This window comes from Bacteroidales bacterium (genome assembly GCA_018334875.1).
In the GTDB taxonomy this organism is placed as follows: Bacteria; Bacteroidota; Bacteroidia; order Bacteroidales; family UBA12077; genus JAGXLC01.
This window is the reverse complement of record JAGXLC010000038.1, coordinates 1-24,285: the sequence shown is the minus strand read 5'-3', so window position 1 is coordinate 24,285 and position 24,285 is coordinate 1. Positions and strand designations below refer to the sequence as shown.

Annotated in this window: 16 protein-coding genes and 1 tRNA gene; 3 read left to right on the top strand and 14 right to left on the bottom strand. The window is 42.5% G+C overall.

Annotation, left to right across the window (positions count from 1 at the left end; all coding sequences use genetic code 11):
* Positions 1-440: 440 nt before the first annotated feature.
* Entirely contained in the window at positions 441-3,497 is a 3,057-nt protein-coding gene (locus tag KGY70_05305; GenBank protein MBS3774579.1) for a PD40 domain-containing protein, read from the bottom strand.
* A 210-nt stretch (positions 3,498-3,707) separates the two neighbouring features.
* Between KGY70_05305 and KGY70_05300 the strand changes: the two genes are divergently transcribed.
* The gene (locus tag KGY70_05300) at positions 3,708-4,799 is read left to right on the top strand and encodes a mannose-1-phosphate guanylyltransferase (GenBank protein ID MBS3774578.1); all 1,092 of its coding nucleotides are present in this window, start codon (positions 3,708-3,710) and stop codon (positions 4,797-4,799) included.
* Between the two features lie 89 nt (positions 4,800-4,888).
* Here KGY70_05300 and gldN read toward each other — a convergent pair whose 3' ends face one another.
* The 7 genes from gldN to topA form a co-directional block, all read right to left on the bottom strand.
* Positions 4,889-5,725, bottom strand: a complete 837-nt coding sequence (gldN, locus tag KGY70_05295) for a gliding motility protein GldN (GenBank protein ID MBS3774577.1) — start codon at positions 5,723-5,725, stop codon at positions 4,889-4,891.
* A gap of 30 nt (positions 5,726-5,755) precedes the next feature.
* The gene (gldM, locus tag KGY70_05290; GenBank protein MBS3774576.1) at positions 5,756-7,408 is read right to left on the bottom strand and encodes a gliding motility protein GldM; all 1,653 of its coding nucleotides are present in this window, start codon (positions 7,406-7,408) and stop codon (positions 5,756-5,758) included.
* Between the two features lie 17 nt (positions 7,409-7,425).
* Positions 7,426-8,460 (bottom strand): gliding motility protein GldL, encoded by a 1,035-nt coding sequence (gldL, locus tag KGY70_05285; GenBank protein MBS3774575.1) that lies wholly within the window; start codon positions 8,458-8,460, stop codon positions 7,426-7,428.
* 50 nt (positions 8,461-8,510) lie between these two features.
* Positions 8,511-9,845 (bottom strand): SUMF1/EgtB/PvdO family nonheme iron enzyme, encoded by a 1,335-nt coding sequence (locus KGY70_05280; protein ID MBS3774574.1) that lies wholly within the window; start codon positions 9,843-9,845, stop codon positions 8,511-8,513.
* 54 nt (positions 9,846-9,899) lie between these two features.
* The gene (locus KGY70_05275) at positions 9,900-10,847 is read right to left on the bottom strand and encodes a type IX secretion system membrane protein PorP/SprF (protein ID MBS3774573.1); all 948 of its coding nucleotides are present in this window, start codon (positions 10,845-10,847) and stop codon (positions 9,900-9,902) included.
* Between the two features lie 186 nt (positions 10,848-11,033).
* Positions 11,034-12,149 carry a hypothetical protein gene (locus KGY70_05270; GenBank protein MBS3774572.1) on the bottom strand — a complete coding sequence of 372 codons (1,116 nt, stop codon included), beginning with the start codon at positions 12,147-12,149 and terminating at the stop codon, positions 11,034-11,036.
* A 9-nt stretch (positions 12,150-12,158) separates the two neighbouring features.
* Positions 12,159-14,669: a type I DNA topoisomerase gene (gene topA, locus KGY70_05265; protein ID MBS3774571.1), complete on the bottom strand. Its 2,511-nt coding sequence runs from the start codon at positions 14,667-14,669 to the stop codon at positions 12,159-12,161.
* Between the two features lie 93 nt (positions 14,670-14,762).
* Here topA and KGY70_05260 point away from each other — a divergent pair, with 93 nt between their 5' ends.
* Positions 14,763-17,117, top strand: a complete 2,355-nt coding sequence (locus KGY70_05260; GenBank protein ID MBS3774570.1) for a penicillin-binding protein — start codon at positions 14,763-14,765, stop codon at positions 17,115-17,117.
* 6 nt (positions 17,118-17,123) lie between these two features.
* Here KGY70_05260 and KGY70_05255 read toward each other — a convergent pair whose 3' ends face one another.
* The 6 genes from KGY70_05255 to panC form a co-directional block, all read right to left on the bottom strand.
* A complete protein-coding gene (locus KGY70_05255; protein MBS3774569.1) occupies positions 17,124-18,836 on the bottom strand; it encodes an ABC transporter ATP-binding protein in 1,713 nt (570 codons plus the stop codon).
* Positions 18,829-20,190: a DNA repair protein RadA gene (gene radA, locus KGY70_05250; protein ID MBS3774568.1), complete on the bottom strand. Its 1,362-nt coding sequence runs from the start codon at positions 20,188-20,190 to the stop codon at positions 18,829-18,831. Before radA ends, KGY70_05255 begins: the two co-directional genes overlap by 8 nt.
* Positions 20,191-20,386: 196 nt before the next feature.
* Positions 20,387-20,887 carry a D-glycero-beta-D-manno-heptose 1-phosphate adenylyltransferase gene (rfaE2, locus tag KGY70_05245; protein ID MBS3774567.1) on the bottom strand — a complete coding sequence of 167 codons (501 nt, stop codon included), beginning with the start codon at positions 20,885-20,887 and terminating at the stop codon, positions 20,387-20,389.
* Between the two features lie 3 nt (positions 20,888-20,890).
* Complete coding sequence (locus KGY70_05240) at positions 20,891-21,910, bottom strand: flippase-like domain-containing protein (protein MBS3774566.1); 1,020 nt, start codon at positions 21,908-21,910, stop codon at positions 20,891-20,893.
* A 5-nt stretch (positions 21,911-21,915) separates the two neighbouring features.
* The gene (locus KGY70_05235) at positions 21,916-22,266 is read right to left on the bottom strand and encodes an aspartate 1-decarboxylase (GenBank protein MBS3774565.1); all 351 of its coding nucleotides are present in this window, start codon (positions 22,264-22,266) and stop codon (positions 21,916-21,918) included.
* A 25-nt stretch (positions 22,267-22,291) separates the two neighbouring features.
* Complete coding sequence (gene panC / locus KGY70_05230) at positions 22,292-23,137, bottom strand: pantoate--beta-alanine ligase (GenBank protein ID MBS3774564.1); 846 nt, start codon at positions 23,135-23,137, stop codon at positions 22,292-22,294.
* Between the two features lie 392 nt (positions 23,138-23,529).
* Here panC and KGY70_05225 point away from each other — a divergent pair.
* Positions 23,530-23,603 (top strand) — tRNA-Ala (locus tag KGY70_05225).
* Positions 23,604-24,285 lie beyond the last annotated feature (682 nt).

The following is a 24,285-nucleotide window of genomic DNA, read 5'->3' as shown; positions in this document are numbered from 1 at the left end:
CACTGTCCTCAGTAACAGGGCCGGTTAATTCTCCTTCACCAGAGATAAGATTCAACTGGCCGATTTTTTCTTCAAGTGTCATCAGATTCATCACAGAATCTACTTTTCCGGATATATCGTTATCCATTCGGCTTTGGCCCCATGAATTGATACCCAAAAGGACCAATACAAAAACTAATAGGATATTAACAAATTTCATAGCAGTTGATTTTTTAAGTCCATAAAATTATAAATTTTCTCGGAAGAAAGGGCATTCATCATGGACTAATTTATAGTTCCTATCTTTAATAAGTTGTAAAGGCGGTGGGATTTTATGAGCCACTTAAGAGGAATACTATAAAGGCATTCATGGTAATAGCAAAACAGAAGGAGGATGTCCGAAAATTTTGCATGCTGCTTTCTTCCGAAACATCCTCCTTTCAAAAAGTCTGCGGCCATCATTACCATCCGCTGCCTCTTATAAAGAGTCCGAAAGTAAAGTTTTTATCGTTGCGCTGGAAGGGTATAGCGGCATAAGGTTCAAGTACAGCATATCCGAAGAGGTTAATCCGCAATGCCAATCCTGTGCTGAATATCGGTGTATTTTTACCCTGTAAGGCCTTCCATGAAAAAGCCAAATTATCGTAATCTTCAGTAGCAAAGCCTCCGTCTATGAATCCTACAAGGGTTGTGTAAAAATATTTAGACTCTATGAAAGTTAACCGCTCCGGACCGCTGAACGGCAGACGCACCTCTGCATTGATGACACCCATTTTTGACCCGACCATATAATTTAAATTCTGATAATTGGCTCCGTATCCCTGGGACTGATCATACGAATTGTAAGAATATCCCCTAACATAATAATGGTCTCCAACATACAAAGGATACAATTCATTTGCATCCGGCCCGTAACGGGCATAATGGAGTGCACGAATGCCAAAGCTCCATGGATTCTGAAAATAATAATTTCTATAATCCAATTGTGTATTGACGATATTATACGAAGCAAACATCTTCCCTGCCTGGATGCGATACCGGTAACCACCCAACGGCCCGGTAATTCCGAAATTGGTATCATCACCCACATAAGCCAGATAGGCATTCCCAACATTGAAAGGCTCGGGCTCCTGTTCGCGCATTCGCTCTTTATCTCTGTCTATTAGCATGCTTCCGTAATAGTAATTGTTGATATTTTGAATCATATAGCTATATCTCGAGATGGAAGCGCCGGCTTCAAAACGTAATTTTTTCGATAAGGGATATCGCCCGAATAATGCCAATTGATCATGGAATATACGGGTTTGCTGAATGATAAAATTACTCACCGGGATGGTGCCCTCACTTGTTTCAAGGCTATCCCTCGGATTGAATGAGTAATAAGAATATCTGTAGGGTATGTGACTAACAGAGCCCCCCCAGTTCAAACGGTTTTCCTGGTTCATGTAGGATACATAACCTCCGAAATCATAAATTTCTCCCTGTACCTGTAAATTGGTTATCAGTTGATGGCGTTTCAATACATCGCTCCAGAGAGCAGTGACACCCCCCGAGGCATAGGTGCCAAACTGGCTGGATCCGACTCCCACTCCGGTACTTCCAATGTAGTCCAGTTGAAATTCAGGATCATAGGCTTTTTCACTAAAACCCGTTTCGGGATAGGTAGGTTGCCGGTTCAGGTTGTTTTCAACAATATTTAGCACCCTTCCTCTTCCGGGTGGAAGCACGGAAGCACTTTCATCGGCAAGATTTTTATCCACCCTTACCCGGTCAAAGTCTTCCGGTTCGGCCATATAAACAGAATATCTGTCATTGCCATAAAGGGTATAGGCAATTTCACCGGATTCACTTGCCACACTATATGCCGGGGCTAGATCAGTAATACCGCTGATGCCTGTTACAAACTCTGTCAACCTGTAAACATCTCCGGTCTCCAGTTCATATTCATACAAATTTCTGTAACCATCGGCATGGGAAAGGAAATATAACGATTCACCATCCGGAGAGAATTGAGGGCTCAAAATATCACTTTCCGGGAAAACAGGCAGTACCTCAACGTTGCCTGTTTCAACATCCAGCGTGCACAATCGGTACTTTCCATAGGCCGGCTTTTCAAAATCGGTGTCGGGCCCCCTTTCGGAGATGAAGGCAATCTTTTCCCCGTCAGGCGACCAGTTAGCTTGGAGATCGGAATAGGGATCATCGGTTAACTGTTCAATCCTGCCACTTTTCACATGGTAGGTAAACAGATCGCTCTTGCCATCAACCAAACCGGTAAGCAGTATTTTCTCTCCATCCGGGGACCATTCGGGATTATCAAAAGCCTGGATACCCTTTATATTAATCTCATCAGTTACATCTACATCGTCACCTTCTATATTGGCAATAAGCAATTGGTTCCTTCCCTTGGCGACGGTAGTCATTACATATTGGTCGCCTTCAGGTGAAAAAGAACCTGCCGATTCGATATAGTTGTAACTGTCAATGTCTCCCTGACGCACTGCACTGGTCAGTTTTTTTATTACTTTCCTGTCTTCCGTGTTGGCCATAAGAATATCAATTGTAATCACATCATAATTGGATATGAAAGTCATATGCTTACCATCAGGGCTCAATACGGGTGACAAATTCAACTCTCCCGAATTCTCAGGGGTGAACATGTTTCTCCCCACAGGTTTGATGGTATCTTCTTTTATATAAGGTTCATAGGTCTCCCTGACCGATTTTTGCCATAAGGTGGATAAGCTATCGGTAGTTAAGCCAAAGAGTCTGTCCACAGCACCATTAAGTCCGTACTTGGCTGTTGCAAGCAAAACCGGCTCGATCATAGCATCTCCCCAGACACCGGTAACAAATGACCAAAAAGCATGGCCGTAGCGATAGGGGAAATATTCATTGGGTTTACGGGTCATGTCCCTTATGGAGGGTATATCATCTTGTATAATGGCATCCCGCATCCACATGGCCGTCTTATTATCCTGAGGTCCGACAGACAAATACTCTGCCATACCTTCAATCATCCACAAAGGTATATTCTGAAGGGATTGCAAACCCAGGGTATCATTTTGTTTAACCATATTATACTGGAATACGTGGACCATCTCGTGACCCAAAACATGATCGGTTTCCCTGTTAGAGATCATAAAAGGAATAATAGCCCTTTTTCTTAGAGCCTCTGTCACACCGCCGGTACCCACTCCGATTTGTCCGCCGATCACAGTAGTTTGTTGAAAATCCGGGTGATTATTATAAATAATAAGCGGATTTTGGGTAATGGTATCCCTGAAAATGGCAAAATGTCTGTCATACCAGTGTTCACTCTGACGGCCCAATCTTTTCATGGGCTCAGTAGTACCCTGATAATTATAAATTTCAAAGTGAGGGGTTTCGTATATTTCAAAATCAAATTTTTCATAATACACTTTATTCTGTCCAAAATATTGCCCTAACGAAAAAGATGGAATGAGCAACAGAATGATACCAATAAGCAAACTCGAATTCAATAATCTCGGTTTCATAATTTTTTCGGGTATTTGTTTTTACCAAATTAAAAAAAAATGCTACATTTAAAAATCAAGAATTTTACATCAAATGATGTACCAGATAAGTAAATTAAACATTTTTCAATTATAATAACGAATAATTATGGTTAAAGTTTTTAATTGCTATAATTTTAACCTCTTTTTAAAATAAGGCTTTTACGTTTAAATGAAATAAACCGAAAACTTATGAAAAACAACACATTTTCTATTATTATGGCGGGAGGCACAGGGACAAGATTCTGGCCCCTGAGTACTAAAAATCAACCGAAACAGTTTTTGGATATTTTAGGGACGGGCAGGACATTGCTTCAGCAAACTTTTGACAGGCTTTCAAAGATCAGTCCCGTTCGGAATATTTATATTGTAACCAATGAAATATATCAGGAACTGGTTAAGGAACAATTGCCTGAGCTGAGTGAAAATCAGATTTTGCTGGAACCTGAAAAAAGGAACACAGCTCCTTGTATTGCTTATGCAAACTATAAAATTCAAAAGATCAACCCCAATGCAAATATTGTGGTTTCCCCTTCGGATCATTTAATACAAAATGAAGAACAATTTATCCAAATTCTCAATGAAGGGCTTAATTTCACCGAAAAACACGATGCTTTGCTTACACTTGGCATTAAGCCCCACCGTCCGGAAACAGGATACGGATATATCCAAAGAGAAAACAGCCAGGAAGTAGACGGATATAAAAATCTTCATAAAGTAAAAACGTTTACTGAAAAACCCAACTATGATCTGGCAAAAAAATTTTACGAAAGCGGAGAGTATTACTGGAATTCCGGCATATTTATCTGGTCGCTTCAATCCATTATGAATTCTTTTGCAAAACATCTCCCGGATATTGATCAATTTTTCAAGGAAGGAGAGAACGTGTATGACACGCCCGAGGAATCGGAATTTATTGCTAATGTATATTTCCAATGCAAAAGCATATCCATTGATTACGGAATAATGGAAAAATCAGAAAATGTCTATGTATTGGCTTCCAATTTTGGATGGGCCGATTTGGGTACGTGGGGTTCCCTTCAGGAATTTTTACACAAGGATGAAAATGGCAACTCCGTATATGGTGATAACGTCATGTTATATGATGTGGAAGATTCCATTGTCAATTTTTCAAATGACAAAATGGTGGTCATTAAAGGGCTGAAAGACTATATCATCATAGAATCTGATAACAAATTGATTATCTACAATAAGAAAGACGAACAGGAAATCAAAGAAATCGTTGAAGAAATCAAGGAAAAGAAGGGTGAAGAATATATATAAAATTTAAGAAAAAGCTCATCGGGCCATAAAAAAAACCCGCCTCTCTTTATGCATTGGCGGGTTTTTTATTTTACGATGCAAAAAACATACTAATATTCCCAAAGGTCATGCTCGAATTCGAATATCTCATTCCGTATTTCGCGGGCCTCCAGCAATGTGTTCTTGCCTGTAGTATACTCATTAATTAATCGGTTGCCGTAAACATTGGTTTCCTGTACCACATAGGAATTGAATCTTCTTTGCTGGAACCAATCCTCATAGCTGATCCTTTGTGCATCATTTTTCCGGTTGAATATTTCAAAATTGGCCAGTAAATTCCTTGCTTCGGGATAATAAATCCAAAATGCCTGACTTTTCCTTTTTTCTCCGGTATCATCGTCAATAAATTCACGGATGGGGCAAATACCAACCACCCGGACCCTCAAATCCGAGTATTTACGGTCAAATACCCATTGCTCCTTGATCAAATATTTTTTTATCTCATCATAACGCACTCCAGTCTGTATAACCGTATCCTTAGTGGATCCATCGGGTTGTTGGATCTGCTGGGTTTCTTCACCTGCCCCCATCTCTTGGTACACCTCATCCGTTGAATACATTTCCTTAAACTGATCGCTGCGATACGCAGTTAATCCTTCATTATCAATGCCATGCATAATAACCTGTATAAGGCTTTTGCGGTCATCCATTTCGTTTTCCGGGAAATACAGCACCTGGTTCATCCTTTTCCGGAGATCAATCATCTGCCATAATTTTTTCGACCACATGACATCGGCTTCTCTTAGGGAAACATAATTGAGAGGCTTTTTCCCGGGGACGTTTTCCTTGGTATACACATTGTCGTCAATGGATTGAGCTTGAGATTCCTGGGGGTTTCCCGCAAAAATGATGACTCCTAAGAAGAAAAACAGAACTAGTCGTTTCATAATATATTCCATTTAATTATTTTTAGTTTCTTATTGAATTGTAAATGTTATGGGATTTAAATTTTTAACTGACCCATCAGGTCCAACAGCCTGCAAGTCCTCGAAGTTAACCTTCCGGCCTCTTTCTAAATTGTTGTCAAACCAATTGCGTACTTCCTGATCAAACTGATTCCCTTCCTTTCTAAGGGTTTTTACATAACCCCCTCTATCCGTCGTAGTAATAGTAAACTGCGTAACTTCGTAACTAAGATCAAAAAGGAAGTCTTCCATAACGGCAAACACACCGGTTTGAGCCTTCAGTAACTCCTCACGAATATCCCCTCCGCCTTTTTGTGCAACCTGGGCAGTAGGAGTTGGCAATTCCTGTACCCTAAACTCTTTCGAACCATAGGAACGCATACGTCCACCGACTTCAGCGCGTACGGTTATCACACATTCCTGATTGGCATTGTTAGGTTCCACTTCGAACTGGCCTGCCCCGGTTTGACGAATGCTACCATTCCGTACACTGGGTGAAATTCTGTTGGGTGGAACACTAGGCAGAGATATGCTTACAGGATTGGGTATGCCTACATAAAAGACATTCATCTTGGTGGGGGATATGACCAGATTCGGCCTGGCCACCTCATATTGTTGCCTGAATGGCTTTTTGATAAAATCTCCATCGGGACCCATTAGTTTTATGATTCCTCCCCACTCATGAACACCGGTTTGGGGAGCCGGCCTGGAAAATTTTCCTTTTCCGCCTACTACCGATAAGGTATCCTCAACCCTTCTCATTTCCACCTCATAGCTGCCATCTTCCTGTCGCACGCTATCCCACTCACCAATTAAAACCTGCGGAGGGGCGGTGGTATCTCTGGCAGCCAGAAAAACATCCGCCTGATAGTCATTCCCCTGAACAAGATAACTGGAATTAGGAATAACTGTGGCCTCTAGCTTGTTGAATGAAAAGGATCCGGCCTCAATCTGATTGAAAAGATACTGTATTGCTTCAGCTTCTGCATTTCGAATATCCGACTGTAAAGTACTCATAACAGGTAAAACTGCACCAATAGGAATATCATAGAAATGTTTGACTTCCCAGGATTTTTGCTCACGTCCTTCAGACGCTGGAGGGTCTGATGTATCCAGACCTTCTTTCAGGGCGTCAATAACCGCTGTATTATCGTCATCTACATAACTCAATAAAAATTCCCTGAAATCATTAATCTTTTCCTTAAGCTCATAAGCTTTTCCATCAAAACCTTCACCGATCATTACACGCGTTACCATATCCCATTTATCTTCTCCCACTATATTTTCATGCAGCACTTTCACTTTTCCCTCTTCTTCAACCAGGGCCTTATTTTGTTCTATATTCTTTCCCTGATTCTCCTTGATCATCTGCACCTTCAAATTTTGCATGTAATTGTATAAACTATCGGCCCTGGCTCTTACCTCAAAAGCTTTATCCTTCCATTCCCGGGCTTTTTGTTCGTTTTTAGCTACTTCTGTTTCAAATTCCTTATAGGTAGCCTCATTTTTTTTGGAAAAATTTTCTGTAGTGCTCTTTATTCCCTCATTAACCAATCTAAATGCATCCAGAACCTCTGCCGATACATTCAATGCAAGCATCGCCGTCAGCACCAAATACATCATGCCGATCATCTTCTGTCTGGGAGTTTCCTTTCCGCCAGCCATATCAACACCTCGTTATTTTAACTATTCGACATTACAGACATAGCTGAGAGCATATTGCCATATACCATGTTCAGCTCCTCGAGATTCTGATTCAATTGAGAAACCTGCTGTTTATATTTCTTGGTTTCTTCTGCCGAATCTCTCAGATCATTCATCATTTGATCCATCTCACCATAGATGCCCTCCGTATTTTTGGCATGCTCGCTGGTTGCTTTCAGCTCCAATTCATAGGCAGAATTCAATGCGGAGAGATTTTTATTAAGTGCTTCCAGATTATCATTAAAATTACGGGTATTCTCTACAATGTTTGAACCAATGTTTTCAGATATCTGGTTATACGAACCCGCAATATTATCTCCGGATTCCTTCATCTTGTCGGCAAGATATTTGCCACTCTCCTGCATCTGTTCGGATGTATACTGTTCCGAATTTTGGATGGAATTGGCGGACTCCTGGTAAACACTGTTGAGCTGGTCAATGGATTGATTCAGAGCTTCTTTTGACTTATTGTACGATTCAGTTAGCAGATTTACCGATTCTGATGCGGCTTGCATGTTGTTAACATATTCCTCGGTGGCCATACCGGCCTCGGCAACGTGATTCAGTTGTTGAGCCGTTTGATTGAACCGCTTCAACCCTTCTCCCAATTTGTCAAAAAGCTCGGGTGTGATCTCGGAATTTTCCATCATCTGGTCAAATTTGGTGAGGCTTCCTCCACCACCGGCAGGCTGACCATTGCCACCTCCGGGATTATCTGCCATGGCTTGCCTTCTGGCTCTGTTCCGTTCTCTGGCTTCTTCCGGGTCTTCTTCGATACCTGCAATTTCAGGGTATACAATAGACCAGTCAATCTCTTCCTTAATAGGCTCAAAAGCTGAAAAGAAGAAAATGAGGGCTTCAGTGCTCAAACCAATAATCAACATGGTGTTTGCACCTTCCCAATGCTGAAGCTTAAACAATGCACCGATAAGCACAACGGAAGCACCAAATCCATAAACTTTTGCCATGAATTTCTTCCAACCGGCAGATTCAACAATTTTTGAAATACTCATAATACAAAACAATTTTGGGCTTAAAAACTAACAATACTTAATACTTAAAATTACTGTTCAGACCCACCTAAATAAGATCTGACATTTCTAAAGCCAAGATAAGACTTGGCTGTATCCTTATATTCATAGGTTCTTGTACCGTTTTGCAGATAATAACCTATATCTTTCCATGAACCACCTTTCACTACTTTTCGCTTCATAGCCGCAGGATCGTCTTCTGTTGAATGGTATTGATAATTCGGATTCATATCATGGCTGAAAAAATATGCCGACTCATCAAACGCATTTGAAGTCCATTCCGAAACATTACCCGCCATATCGTATAGTCCATATTCATTAGGAGGATAAGTACCAACCGGTTGAGATATTAACGCACCGTCGTCTACATAATTGCCTCTCATGGGCTTAAAATTTGCCAGAAAACAACCTTCTTTGTTCCTGGTATAAGGCCCACCCCAGGGATACGGACTCTGATTAAGTTTTCCCCTTGCAGCATATTCCCATTCAGCCTCTGTAGGAAGACGATAGTCCTGCACCGTACCTTCACCCTCACTACGAAGGAAATCATTAAGGTATTTGGTTCTCCAGATAGAGAAGGCCCTTGCCTGTTCCCAGTTAACTCCAACTACGGGATAATCATCGTAAGCCGGATGGGAAAAATAAAGGTCGGTATAAGGCTCATTGAACGAATAAGTAAAATCCCTTACCCAAACCAGTGTATCCGGATATACATTGGTCCTACCCCTCATTATGAAAGACTGTCTGCTGTCAATCTCCATTTCTTCACCCTGGGCATTAACAACAGTGCCCTCGTATTGCTGGGTGTCATAGTTGTATTTGTTGGATCTTTTCGCTGCCTGTTGATAATCGATCCAGTAGTACTCATACATCAACAAACGGGTATCCAGTTCTTTTTGTCCAAACAACCGATCCTGCTGATCGTAATACATGGAATTGATAATTTCCCTCTGGGCTTCATCGGTAGGATCAATCTCTGTTTCCCAGTTAATCCGGGGTGGATCGATCGGATTACCATACTGGTCTTCGGTAATCAGGAAATCATCAATTTGCTGTCCCAGCCTTCTGCGGAGAATGGAATCTTTTACATATTCAACAAATTGCCTGTACTCATTGTTGGTAATTTCGGTTTCATCCATCCAGAAAGCATCTACAGATACCCTCTGCGTTTTGGTTGTCATTGCCCATGAAGCGCTTTCATCACTTGGGCCCATGGTAAAGCTTCCCATGGGGATGAATACCATTCCATAAGGCTGGGATTCATACCAATCCGGTCTGTCCTGCACACCACTTAATTCACCGGCATTGTAGTTACTACAACTTACAATAACTGAGAATAGGATGATAATTAATGCTACTTTCTTCATAATGTCGGGGTTTATTTTTGCAGAATAAATATTTACGTTAATTTTTTAAAAATGTTATAGAAATCTTATGCTTTTATATTTTTGAGTTCTGTCCTCGGATTCTAAATCAAAACAAAATCCAACCATAATTTCGTGTGAACCCTGATGGTATCTGCTGACCTCTGAAACACCTAAATCGTAAGAATATCCAACTCTAACCCAATTAAATAGTCTCGCTCCGATCATACCGGTGATCGTTTTATCGGTCCGTACAGAAACGCCTCCCCAGAATTTTTCATTGTAGGATAAATGGGTATTCAAGCTGATCTGGGAGGTGGTTCCGTCCGACTGAACCAATAATGAAGGATTCAATTCAAATTTGGTCTCCGGTACCGGCAAATTATAACCGGAAATCAAATAATAATTTCTTCCGATCCGGGGTTTCACACCCCCTTCCGCCGGGGTAAACTCAGGCTCATTGATATGGGTAGACGAAAATCCAATATACATTTCATCTGTATGGTAATAAATACCCCCTCCCAAATCCAGGGCCATCTCATTTTTAACTTCCTGGGGGATGGCCGGATCATTGGTTGAGTGTACTGAGGTGCCCGAAGGGATTACCCAATCAGGCGTTAATGAATAATTGATCATACCACCGTTAATCCCGAATGCAAGGTTTCCGTCCCAGGCTTCAAACCGATAGGCCAATGATAATTTGGCACCTAAATTGTTGTTAAACCCTATCTGGTCCTGTATCAATGACAACCCCACACCGGCATCGATGCCGAAAGGACTGATGGCTGCATCAAAATTGAATACGCTAATTTCGGGTGCGCCCTCGCCAAAACCATACCATTGCTGGCGATGTAAAGCAGTCGCACATATCTTCCCATGACTTCCGGTATAAGCAGGATTATAGGACAGCCGCGTAAACATATTCTGGCTGAACTGCGGATCCTGCTGAGCCGTGGCCTGTAAAGATAAGCTCAGGAGTAAAATTAAAAAAGCTTTCGTTCGCATAAACCTTATGTATCCTCGAATTAATACTGAACGTAAAGAAAATAAAAAAATTCTTTCCTCCCAAATTTATTAACATCATTTGTTAATAACGCACGCAATCCCTTTATACTATTTTTTATGGGTCAAGGTTACTTTATGAAAAGAATTTTTATTTGATAAGGGGTTTTATTGTTGATTAATCAAACATTATGGTTGATAAAAATTTAATTTTTGATAAGCATGTAGCCATCGCTCAGGTATTTCATCCCGACATGCCAAATCGTAATCAGATCGGTTACAGGGAAACACCTGATTGCCGGCTTTCCCCTTCACCGGTATCTCCATCCACCACCTTGAGGTTTGTTCGCTTTTGTAAAAGGTTATCCTATGATCGTCCAGGCTCACCAGAAACTTCTGAAAATGCTCATCTGCATAAGGATGTTCCCGGAACCTCATCAGATAACCTGCAATGGAAAACCATAGCACCTGGGCAATCAATTTGGCGGTAACCCGATTTCTATCCTCCGCTGGAAAATAGTCAAACACTCCAAAAATCCCAAGACGGTCGGCAAGGCCGGCATATCTTGCCACCTGGCACACTTCCTCATTATACAGCCCATTGGGATATGAATGCTGCTGGCCCGGAGCTTCAGCATACCTTACGGTATTGATGGAAATACTGCATCCATCGGATTCCCTCAAACAAGGTTCACTTTCCTCCGGATTGCTTCTTATCTTTCCTAGCCTTCTTGTTTCGTAATGGTTGGTCTCCAGCCAATCTTTTTGGTTCCGGGTCAGGTAATACGACTGGCTTCCCAAATTAAAATAATGAAGCAGATTGAAATCCACAAGACGGTATTGTTTATAATCAGCCAGGGAAAACCAGGGTTCCACAATGGTATAGGAATACTTGCCCAAGATGGATTCATAATGCATCAATATACCCAGATTCAATATGTTGGAGCCTCCGATCAACAAAACATAAACTCCTTTTTCTCTAAGCAAACCCAAGAGTTCTTTCAGTGAAAACAGCGTCTCTCTAAGGTTTCTGCCAGGTATTAAATCTCCCGCATCTATAATTTGGCCATTCCGGAAATCATGGCCGGCCAATAAATACAATTCCTTTCTTACCAGATCGGCAGAACCCGTATACTCCAACTCTCCATTCATATGATAAGGGATGCCAACAAGCACAATATCTCCTTGATTCAGTAAGTCGGGGGTAAGGTTCCCGCGGTTGACCACCACTTGCTGCCCCAACTCTCCCTCAGGCCGGGAAATCATATCGTTGCTTAAAGGTTCAAGATAATCGGTCAGAGTCATTAAAGTAATTTATGTTGATTTGGAACCTTTATTACCCGAGTTCTTCTTCGTTTTTTGAGTACGGGTACTTTGTTTGCCTTTTTTCTTTTTTGTGCTTTGGGAACCCTTTTTCTGCTCATTCACCTTTTTGGTGCTTCCGGTACCTGTGGATTGTTTTTTTGTGGTTTGTTTCTTTGAACCTTTACTTTTCGAAGTGTTGCTACCGGAAGTCTTCTTACCGGAAGATTTTTTTTCTTTATCCCGCTCCTTTTTGCTATTGATCAATTCATAGCATTCATCAACAGTAAGCTTATCCGCCTCTTTCTTTTTGGGTATGGGATAATTGCCGTCTTTGTAGCTGATATACGGACCGAACCTGCCTCTCAGAATAACCAAATATTTGTCTTCGCTAAACGTTTTGATGGTTTTCTTCCTGTCCCTTTCCCTCTTTTCTTCGATCAGTTGAATCGCCCTGTCCAGATCGATTTTAAACGGATCGTCCTCCCGTTTGAGCGAAACGTTTTTGGAATCGTGCTTTAAGTATGGACCAAAGCGTCCGGTTGAAACAAGCACTTCTTTCCCTTCATAGGTCCCCAGCTTTCGGGGCAGATCGAACAATTTCAAAGCCTCTTCCAGGGTAATGGTTTCAATGTGCTGACCTTTCTGTAAGCTGGCAAATTTTGGCTTTTCCTCTTCATCACGGGTGCCGAGCTGTACCATCGGACCGTAAGGCCCGATTTTTACGGAAACCTGACGACCCGTCTTCGGATCGGTCCCTAAAATTCTCTCTCCCGTATTTCTTCCCGATTTTTCAAGCGTTTCCTCCACCTTTTTATGAAAAGGGTGATAAAACTTATCGATCATTTCCGACCATTTCAGAAATCCTTCGGCTATCTGGTCAAACTCCTCTTCTACATTGGCGGTAAAATTGTAATTGACTACCTCTGTAAAATGTTCTTTCAGAAAATCGTTCACCAGCATACCGATGTCATTGGGAAACAGCTTCTTTTTTTCCGCACCGGCCATCTCTGTCTTTGTTTCTTCCCTGATGGTACCCTTATCCAGTATAATCTCCCGGTAATTCCTGGGAGTACCAAACCGGTCTTCTTTAACAACATAACCCCTCTCCTGAACTGTAGAAATAATGGGAGCATATGTAGAAGGTCGTCCGATTCCCAGTTCCTCAAGCTTTTTCACAAGGCTGGCTTCCGTATAACGGGGCGGATGATGGGTAAAACGCTCGATAGCCTTAATTCCATGACAATCCAGTTTTTGTCCCTTTTTCACTTCAGGCAGCAAACTTTTGCTCTCTTCTTCTTTTTCGTCATCGGTGGATTCCATATAAACCTTCAGAAAACCATCAAATTTCATCACTTCTCCGGTAGCGACAAACTGGTGGGGATCATTGGAAATATCAATCTTAATAGTGGTTTTCTCAAAATCCGCACTGCTCATCTGTGAAGCTAGGGTACGTTTCCATATCAGATTATACAGTTTTTTCTCGGCCTCAGAGCCTGAAACTTCCATACTATTCATATAAGTAGGACGAATGGCTTCGTGGGCCTCCTGTGCACCTTTTGATTTGGTTTGATATTGTCTTGTTTTCAAATATTTTTCGCCAAATTTTTCCTGGATGATATTCTTAGCAGCCCCGATTGCAGTATTGGAGAGATTTACCGAATCCGTACGCATATAGGTAATCTTACCAGCTTCATACAGCCTTTGTGCGAGACTCATTGTTCGGGCCACAGAAAACCCTAATTTTCTGCTTGCTTCCTGCTGTAATGTAGATGTAGTAAAAGGCGGAGCAGGATTTCTCTTAGTGGGTTTTTTCTGCACTTCTGCTACATGATATTCCGCACTTTTGGCATGCTCCAACACCTTAACGGCTTCTTTTTTATCATCCGGCTTCTGTGACAAATCGGCCTTGAATTCATTTTTACCGTCGGAAAAGTCGGCAGTTAACTTAAAAGAAGAAGTGGGCTTAAAATTCATGATCTCCCGTTCCCGCTCCACAATCAGCCGAAGTGCGGCAGATTGTACACGCCCGGCAGACAGGGATGGTTTTATCTTTTTCCATAACACCGGTGAAAGCTCAAACCCTACCAGACGGTCCAAAACCCGGCGGGCTTGTTGCGCCTTTACCAGATTCATGTCAATGGAACGGGGATTGTTGATGGCCTCCTGGATGGCTTCCTGAGTGATCTCATGAAAAACAATCCGCCTGGTCTTTTCAGGTGTTAATTCAAGCACCTTATAAAGATGCCAGGCTATGGCTTCCCCTTCACGGTCCTCATCAGTAGCTAACCAAACCATTTTGGCCTTTTTTGCCAATTCCTTCAATTCCTCAACCACCTCTTTTTTATTCTCAGGTATAACATATCGCGGTTGATACTCGTTACTTATATCAATACCATAGTTCTTTTTTTCAAGATCTCTGATATGACCATAACTGGATTTAACAAGATAGTTTTTTCCCAGAAATTTTTTTATAGTTTTGGCCTTTGCCGGCGACTCAACGATAACTAAGTTATCTTCCATAGATATTACGCGGTTTGTGAAACAAATTAAAAAGCAAAATTAAAACTTTTAAAAATCTAATGTCAAATTTTGCAAATTATTATTATTAATATCATGAAATTCAAAATCAATTTTGACAAAAAATTCTACATAAGATTATTCTGGACCTTATTTGCTCTACCTTTTGTTACATTATTCGTTATATTATTGCTTATTTCTCAGGAGGTGTTTGGACCCATTCCAAGTTTCGAACAGCTTGAAAATCCTCAGAATAATCTCGCTTCAGTTGTTTATGCGGAAGACGGGGAGCAGTTGGGAAGATACTACTTTCAAGACCGCTCCTACGTGGATTTTAAAGAAATTTCTTCAGAAATCGTTAATGCTTTAATTGCCACAGAAGATATACGTTTCTACGAGCATTCCGGGATCGATGCCAGGGGGCTGGCCCGAGTGTTTTTTAAAACCCTTATACTTGGAGAAGACTCAGGAGGAGGCAGCACCATTACCCAGCAGCTTGCAAAAAACCTTTTCCCGAGAGATACAACCGTTTATGGTTCACGAATCGCCTATACCACCAATCTGGTACTGGCAAAATTTAAAGAATGGATCACTGCTGCAAAACTGGAAAGAAACTATACCAAAAAGGAAATTTTGGTAATGTATCTCAATACAGTACCGTTCGGGGGAATGATTTACGGCATCAAATCGGCATCCAGGACTTATTTCAATACCCCTCCCGACTCATTGAAACTCGAGGAAGCAGCTACACTTGTAGGTATGCTCAAGGCTCCTACAAAATTCAATGCGGTACGCAACCCCCGGCAGTCGGTTGAGAGAAGAAACGTCGTACTGAGTCAGATGGATAAATACAACTACATCACCCATTCAAATTACGATTCCTTAAGTTCACTCCCTCTGGAGGTTGATTATACCCGGGAGGATCATAATGAAGGACCGGCGCCATATTTCAGGGAACATTTAAGGATGCTGCTCACAGAAGAAAAGCCCGTAAAAAGCGAATATTCCAGCCCGGAAAACTATAAGAACGACTCTACGAAATGGGCCAACGAACCATTATACGGGTGGTGCAATAAAAACACCAAACCCGACGGATCCAATTATGATATCTACCGTGATGGGTTGCAAATCTATACCACCATCAATTCAAAGCTCCAAAAATATGCGGAACAATCATTAAAGGAACATTTAGGGGAGGAGCTACAGGAAGAGTTCTTCGAACACCTGAAAGATAAGGAAAATGCTCCTTTTTCCAAAGATCTGGAAGAGGAACAAATAGACAACATTATCGATCGGGCCATGAGAAACACCGACCGGTACAGGTCATTAAAACGCCGCGGGATAAGTGAGGATTCCATTCAATCCAGCTTTGAAGAACCCAGGGAAATGGAAGTTTTCTCATGGGACGGTGTTAAAGATACGGTTATGTCACCCCTCGATTCAATCTGGTATCACAAAAAGTTTTTAAGGGCCGGTTTTATGTCCATGAACCCCAATAATGGCCATGTAAAAGCTTATGTGGGTGGACCCCATTACAGATATTTCAAATACGATCATGTAACACAGGGAGGCAGGCAAATCGGATCCACCATCAAACCATTCCTCTACACACTGGCCATGCAGGAAGGATATTCTCCCTGCCACAAAGTGCCCAATGTACCAAGCACTTTCTATGTGAATGATTCAACGTGGACTCCGAAAAATTCAGGGCCTTCTGATAAAGATGGTGAGATGGTTACCTTAAAATGGGGATTGATTCATTCGGTAAATTATATTTCAGCATGGCTTATCAAACAATTCAACCCCCGGGCCGTGATCAATGTTATGCAAAAAATGGGCATTGAACGTCCCATTGATCCCGTGCCTTCGATATTCCTGGGTACTTCGGATGTTTCCCTGAACGAAATGGTTGGAGCATACAGCACTTATGCCAATAAAGGGGTTTATATTAAACCCAGATTGGTAACCAGAATTGAGGACCGGAACGGAAATCTGCTTGCCACTTTCAATCCCAGGGAGAGTGAAGCGATCAGTGAACAGACCGCGTATCTGATGATCAACCTTCTGAAAGGGGTGGTTGAAGATGGAACAGGTATCCGGGTTCGATTCACATATGAGCTCATGAACCCGATAGCAGGGAAAACTGGCACTACCCAGAACCAATCCGACGGGTGGTTCATGGGCGTCACACCCAACCTGGTTTCAGGAGTCTGGGTCGGTGGCGAAAACCGCAGCATACATTTTGACGACATCACCCGGGGACAGGGAGCCAACATGGCGCTTCCAATCTGGGCGGAATATATAAAAAAGGCTTACGAAGACTCCACGCTAAACAACCTGGTATCCAAACAAGACACCTTTGAAAGGCCTACGGATTTTAACTATAATCTGGATTGCGATGATGTGGAAGCAGGTGAGCCAAAAGACCGCATAGAAGATGATTTCTTCTAGCCCGAATCAAATGGCCGGAATGGAACTGAGTAATTTACGTGTATAATCATTTTTAGGGGAATCGAAAACACGATGCGATTCCCCTATTTCTATGATGCTCCCGTCTTTCATCACAGCAACCCGGTCCGACATAAAACGAACCACAGAAAAATCATGCGTGATGAAAACATAAGTCAGGTGATAACGCTTTTTCAAATCCTGAAGCAAATTCAACACTTCGGCCTGGATAGAAACATCGAGGGCTGAAACGGCTTCATCGCATATGATAAAATTGGGATTTAAAGCCAAAACCCTGGCAATGGCAACCCGCTGCCGCTGACCCCCGGATAACTCGTGCGGATAGCGGTTTAAAAAATCCCCGCCCAGCCTGACATCGTTAAGCAGCTCCAGCGTTCTCTGCTTCCTTTCCTGACGGTTCTTATAATATCCATAATATTGAAGGGGCTCGGAAATCATCTTCCCCGCAGAAAGTCTGGGATTAAGCGTTGAATAAGGATCCTGGAAAATAATCTGCACGTTTTGCCGGAACGCACGCATGTCGCTACGGGTAAAACGGGTAAAATCCTTCCCTTTAAACGAAATACTTCCCTGATCAAAGGAAAGCAGCTTCATAAGAATCCTGGCAAGCGTAGATTTACCGCTCCCCGATTCCCCAACCACTCCGAGGGTTTCTCCCTGGAATATTTCCAGTGACACGTCGTTTATGGCAGGCAGACTCTCAGTTATCTTTCCAAAGAAATTTCGCTCCAGGGGAAAGGCTTTGGATACATTATGCAGGGTGAAAATCGGGGCAGGCTCCTGAGCTAAGTCTTTCGGATGCTCTTTTCCCAAATTTTCTGCAGGTATTGTGGCCGCAGCATCCTGCCTTTCATCCTCCATAAAATCTGCCAGTGTATACAGCCTTTCCGGCCTTCTGTTCAAAGGAGGCTTACAGGCGATCAACCCACGGGTATAGGCATTGACCGGGGAATGAATAATCTGCTCCCTGGTGCCTTGTTCCACGATCCGGCCGTTATACATCACAGCCATCTCATCCGCTACTTCGGAAACAACAGCCAGATCATGAGAAATAAAAATCAGGCTCATGCCGTAACGCTGTTTCAATCCTTTAAGCAAAACAAGTATGGAGTTCTGTATGGTCACATCCAGCGCCGTAGTTGGCTCGTCGGCTATCAGCAGATCGGGATCACAGGAGATGGCCATGGCGATCATCACCCTTTGCCTTTGTCCACCGGAAAGTTCATGGGGATAACTCTCGAAAATCCTGCCCGGATGGGGTAGCTCCACTTCCCGAAAAAGATGTTCTGCTTTCTCCCGGGCCTTTTTATGAGAGTAATCCAGATGCCTGATCATAATCTCCGACACCTGATCACCACAGGTGTAAACAGGATTGAGGGAGGTCATAGGCTCCTGGAATATCATGGAAATGTGTCTGCCCCTTATACTTCGTATCAGCTTCTGATCCGCCTTTAAAATATCCACCCAATAATCCTTTTCCATGCGGTAACTTATCTTTCCACTCAATACAGTAGCAGAGGGAGGCAAAAGATTCAGCACGGAAAGGGCTGTTATCGATTTGCCCGAACCCGATTCGCCTACGATACCTAAAGATCTGCCCGTTGAAACTTCCAGGCTTATCTCCTTCGTGGCATAAAATGTTCCCTGGTTGGAAGGAAATCCGATGGTGAGGTTTTCTATGGAAAGAAGCGGATCATTCATTGGAGCCCCCGAAAAGTTTGTAAAACAATTGTCCGACCGTATTGACGTACTCCAGGCCTATCCTGGCCTTATCCGATTGTATGGAATTGTATTCGGAAAGAAACATTCGTTTATATCCCAGTTTATCAGCTTCCTGCACCCTTTTTTCAATCTGCGTAACGGCACGGATCTCTCCGGATAACCCAACTTCACCGGTAAAACAGGTCTTCATATCCACCGGTTTATCTATAAAAGAAGAAAGAATGGAAGAGACAATGGCCAGATCTATGGCGGGGTCCACAACCTTAATGCCGCCCGCCAGGTTCAGAAAAACATCCTTATTGAACAAACTCACACCTGCCCTTTTCTCCAGCACAGCCAGCAGCATGGATAACCGCCTTGCATCGAAGCCAGTGCTGGTACGTTGGGGCGTACCATAAGAGGCAGGGCTTACCAGCGACTGGATTTCCACCAAAAATGGTCTGATGCCATCTATGGTGGAAGCAATGGCCACTCCGCTCAGATCATTGTGGTATTGATTCACCAGATGTTTGGACGGATTTAGCACCTCCTCCAGTCCGGACTGGCTCATCTCGAAAATACCCAGCTCACTGGTGGAACCAAAACGATTTTTCAGGGCCCTCAAAACCCTGTACACATAATTGTGGTCGCCTTCAAATTGCAACACCACATCTACGATGTGTTCCAAAACTTTGGGTCCGGCTATGCTTCCCTCTTTATTGATATGTCCGATCACCAAAACCGGAATCGAGGTAGATTTGGCAAAATACAACAAACGGGTTGCAGACTGCCGGACCTGGGAAACACTTCCCGGAGCGGAATCAAAATTTTCGGAGAACAGGGTTTGTATGGAATCGACAATCAGCAGATCGGGTGAGAATTGCTTTGCCTGTTCCAGAACCCGTTCCAGGGAGGTTTCATTAAGAAGATATATTTCGTTGTCATCAGCTTTAAGCCGGTCTGAACGTAACTTGAGCTGCTTTAAACTTTCTTCACCGGAAATATAAAGCACTTTGACACCTTTGGATTTGAGCGCCATCTGCAATGCCAGAGTGGACTTACCGATTCCGGGTTCGCCACCTACCAGCACCAGAGAACCAGGGACCATACCACCCCCTAACACCCGGTCCACTTCACTGTAATGGGTGGACAAACGCTTTTCGTCATCCAGAGAAATGGTGGACAGCGGTTGTATATCGGCGGTTTTATCTGAAAAGCCGGTGTTTTTCCCTTCAGGCTGTATTGTTTCTTCTACATAGGTATTCCATTCATTGCAATAAGGACAGCGTCCAAGCCATTTGGAGGACTCAGCCCCACAGTTCTGGCAGATATATATGTTCTTCTTTTTGGCCATGTTCTTCCGAAATCAGAAATGCCTGGTTAAATTGAAAAAATTTGATTGTCTTTCTTTTACTTATAATGTAAATGGGAAAATCCCAATTTACAAATTCCAAATAACAAATAAAATCCAATAAATCAAAACTACAAATTCCAAACCTATACGGATCTTGTTTGGATCATTTCTTGATTTGTTATTTGGAATTTGTTTGTTATTTGTTGCTTGTCTTTTGTAATTTTTCAATAAGCCCACTTGTTGAATATCCCTTCAGAAAGTCAATGGTCACTACCTCTCCGCCATAGGCCTTAACAACATCAGCGCCCACGATCTCTTCTACCTTATAATCTCCTCCCTTAACCAACACATCGGGCTTCACCCTGGTGATCAGATTGTAGGGAGTCTCCTCATCAAACAGGTATACACCGGTTACCTGCTTGAGTGATGCCATAACCAATGCCCTTGAGTATTCATCCTGGAGGGGCCGGTCATTTCCTTTGATTTTCCGTACAGACCGGTCGCTGTTCAGCCCCACAACCACAATATCGCCCAAAGAGGCAGTTTTGGACAAATATTCTATATGCCCCCGGTGCAGGATATCAAAACAGCCATTGGTAAACACAATCCGGTTATCTTTCAGTCTCCAGTAGGTGAGAAGGGGCCCGAGCGTTTCGTCCGTAATGATTTTCTCCTTGATCACATCCAAATAATCCATGATTTATTTTTTATGTATTTTTAAGGCTCTTCTTTTTTGTATCATAAGCATCATAAAAGACAGTGCGCCCAAAAAGATGGCAAAAAATGCCTGGGATTCGTGAGATAATGTGGCATAAGCCACCGCATCAACTCTGGAAACTCCATAAAGTGATAAACCTGCCGAAATGATCCAGTGAAATGCCCCTATACCCCCCTGAACAGGTGCCGACATGCCCAATCCACCTATAACAAGCAGGAATAATCCATCCAGCGGACCCAATTGTGAAGTAGCGGGAAAAGAAAACAAAAGAACATAGGTCATTAAGAAATACATCATCCATATAAGCAGCGTATGAAAAATAAAACTCCATCTGTCGCGCATCCGGACAATTGTTTTCAATCCCACAAACACACCCCTTACCAACTCTTTGATTTTTTTCACAACAGGATTTTCAGAGAACTTCCGATTCAGAAACCTGATCAAAAAAATCAGTACAATAACTGAGGCTATGAATATCACCCAGTTCATAACAGAAAGCTGAAAGAACTGCAAGACGCGGTTCAGTAGAGGTTCAAATATGTTATTTTTTAAGAAGGCTCCAAAAAATCCGATCTTGGAAAAGAAAACCACAATCAGTATAAAGAGAAGCATCACCAGGTCAATGGCTCTTTCTATGATTACAGTGCCCAACAGGGAATCGAGGGGTATTTTGTCAGACCTTTGCAACGATCCGCAACGGCTGATCTCTCCTATGCGGGGAAATGCAAAATTGGCTGTATAGCCAATCATCAATGCATAAAATACATTCTTTAGCGGCGGATCATAATTGAGCGGCTTGATCAGCAGTTTCCAGCGGTAAGCCCGGCTGATATATCCCACCAGTCCAAATGCCAAAGTAAAAGTTACCCATTTCAAATCAGCCTTTTGGAGACTGGCCAACAACTCTTCAAAACTGACGTCACGAAAGGCAAAATAGAGCAATATAAGCCCTATGGCAAGAAATACAATGAAACGTAGTGCTTTGAAAATCGATCTGCTCAAAAAATCTATACGAGTTTATTGGTTGAAGTATCAGGAAATAACAATGTAGGTTTATAATTTTTGGCTTCCTCAAAATCCATGGAAGCGTAAGATATAATGATCACTATATCACCGACAACCGCTTTACGGGCGGCTGGTCCGTTCATGCAGATTTCTCCCGAACCCCGCTCACCTTTGATCACATAAGTTTCCAGCCGTTCACCATTACTGAGATTGAGCACCTGTACCTTCTCATTTTCTATGATATCCCCGGCATCCATTAAATCCTCGTCAATGGTGATGCTCCCGGAGTACTGAAGTTTGGCATCAGTAACGGTAACCTTATGTATCTTTGATTTTAATACTTCTATATTCATAGCTTACAGATTATCCGATGCAAAGTTAAAAATAATATGGAACATTATCTATCAAACGCACCCTTCCTACCCATGCTGCTACACAAGCCCGTTTATAATAAGTATCATCCCACTGTCCGATGGGCTGAAGGGTTTTCTCGTCTACAATTTCAAAATACTCAACATCAATATAGGGATCCTGGTTTAATTCATTTATTACTTTTTGTTTTACCTGATCCACCGAATATTCGCCGGCCAGATCCCGGGCTTTATGGATGGCTTCTGCTATTTTCGGTGCATGTTTACGCTGCTCTTTATTCAAACGAGCATTCCTGGAACTTTTGGCCAGACCATCGGCTTCTCTGATGATCGGGCAGGCTATAATTTCAATGTCCATGTTGAGCTGGGAGACCAGATCCCGTATAATGGCCAGTTGCTGAAAATCCTTTTCCCCAAAATAAGCCCGGTGGGGTTTGACAATGTCAAACAACCTGCTTACAATCTGGGCTACGCCATTAAAATGTCCCGGACGGTGTCTGCCTTCCATCACCTTGTCCAATTGCCCGAAATCAAACACCCGGTTATCCGGTTCGGGATACATCTCATTCTCCGTGGGTGTAAAAATGATATTCGCCCCGGCATCCCCCAGCTTTTTGATGTCTCCGTCCAAGTCACGGGGATACTGATCAAAATCTTCCCGCTGATTGAACTGGGTAGGGTTAACAAATATGCTCACTACGGTAACATCGTTATCACGGGTACTAGCATCAACCAACGAAAGATGTCCCTGATGCAAAGCGCCCATTGTAGGTACAAAGCCAATACTGCTTCCTCCTTTTTTCAAGTCAGATATTTTCTCCTGAAGGTTTTGTGTTGTATGAAAAACATCCATAATCATGACATTAGCCCAATTTGAAACGAGTGCACAAATATATATATTATAATGACAACCGGGTAATGAAAAAGTCCCTGTTCATTTGACATGCTGTTAACATAGGATTTTTATAACCCGAATTATTCAAGAATAATTCTGACGCTATTGAAAAACCTGGCTTTTTGCTTCAATAAATTTCGCAAAAAGCCGGTTTTTCTAATGCGGGGTTACCTTGCTCCGCCGAAGCTTCGCGAAGGCGAGCCTGGATCCTACCCGCAAACCATCGCGCATTCATAAACTTCACTATCCCGCTTCTTCAGCGGGACAGGCTGTTCGTTTATGAATGATCCAGGATAAAAAGTTTTTCCGTGAACAATAAAAATATTAGATTTGCGGTTGCAAAAAAATAAGGGGACTTAGCTCAGTTGGCTAGAGCGCCACGCTGGCAGCGTGGAGGTCATGGGTTCGAGCCCCATAGTCTCCACAAAAATAAAATGAGCCATTGCATGAGTTGATTGCAATGGCTTATTTTATGCCTTATCATCCAACAAGGAAATCCTAAATTCTAAACTCTAAATACTAAACAATTCCAAAATTCAAAATTGTAATGTTCAAAACCATATCGTTGCATTCAATTCATGCTTTTTAAAGGCCCTGGCCTCTTGCCCCGATAAGGGGCAAATAGCGATAGAACAGCCATAACCCGTCGGTTTGGGCGCCTCGTAGAGCGCGCGATAGATATTGTGGGTTATCCATATATCGGATTAGAACCAGCGACAAACAGAGCATCCACAATATGCCCAATGTTCAGCGGATACGTATCATAATTCACAGATCAGAGACCAGCTCGTTTCACCCAAAACATAATAAATTAATCGATCCATATTCTATCGCGCGCTCTACGAGGCGCGGGTGTGGTGAGGAGTCCGCTGTTGCTATCGCTATTGGCCCTCTACGAGGGCGGAAAAGCACATTATGGATTTATTATTCCGCTGCTCAGATCCATGGAAAACAGATGTTTTTTGCCCTCAAATCATATATCATTGGACGATTATTAGAAACTAAAGGGCACATGATGTTTTTATATCCTATTGCCTTATAAAGAAGATATTAATCTATATATGGAAATCACTCCTGGATAATAGTTATGGCCTTATTTCCAAACC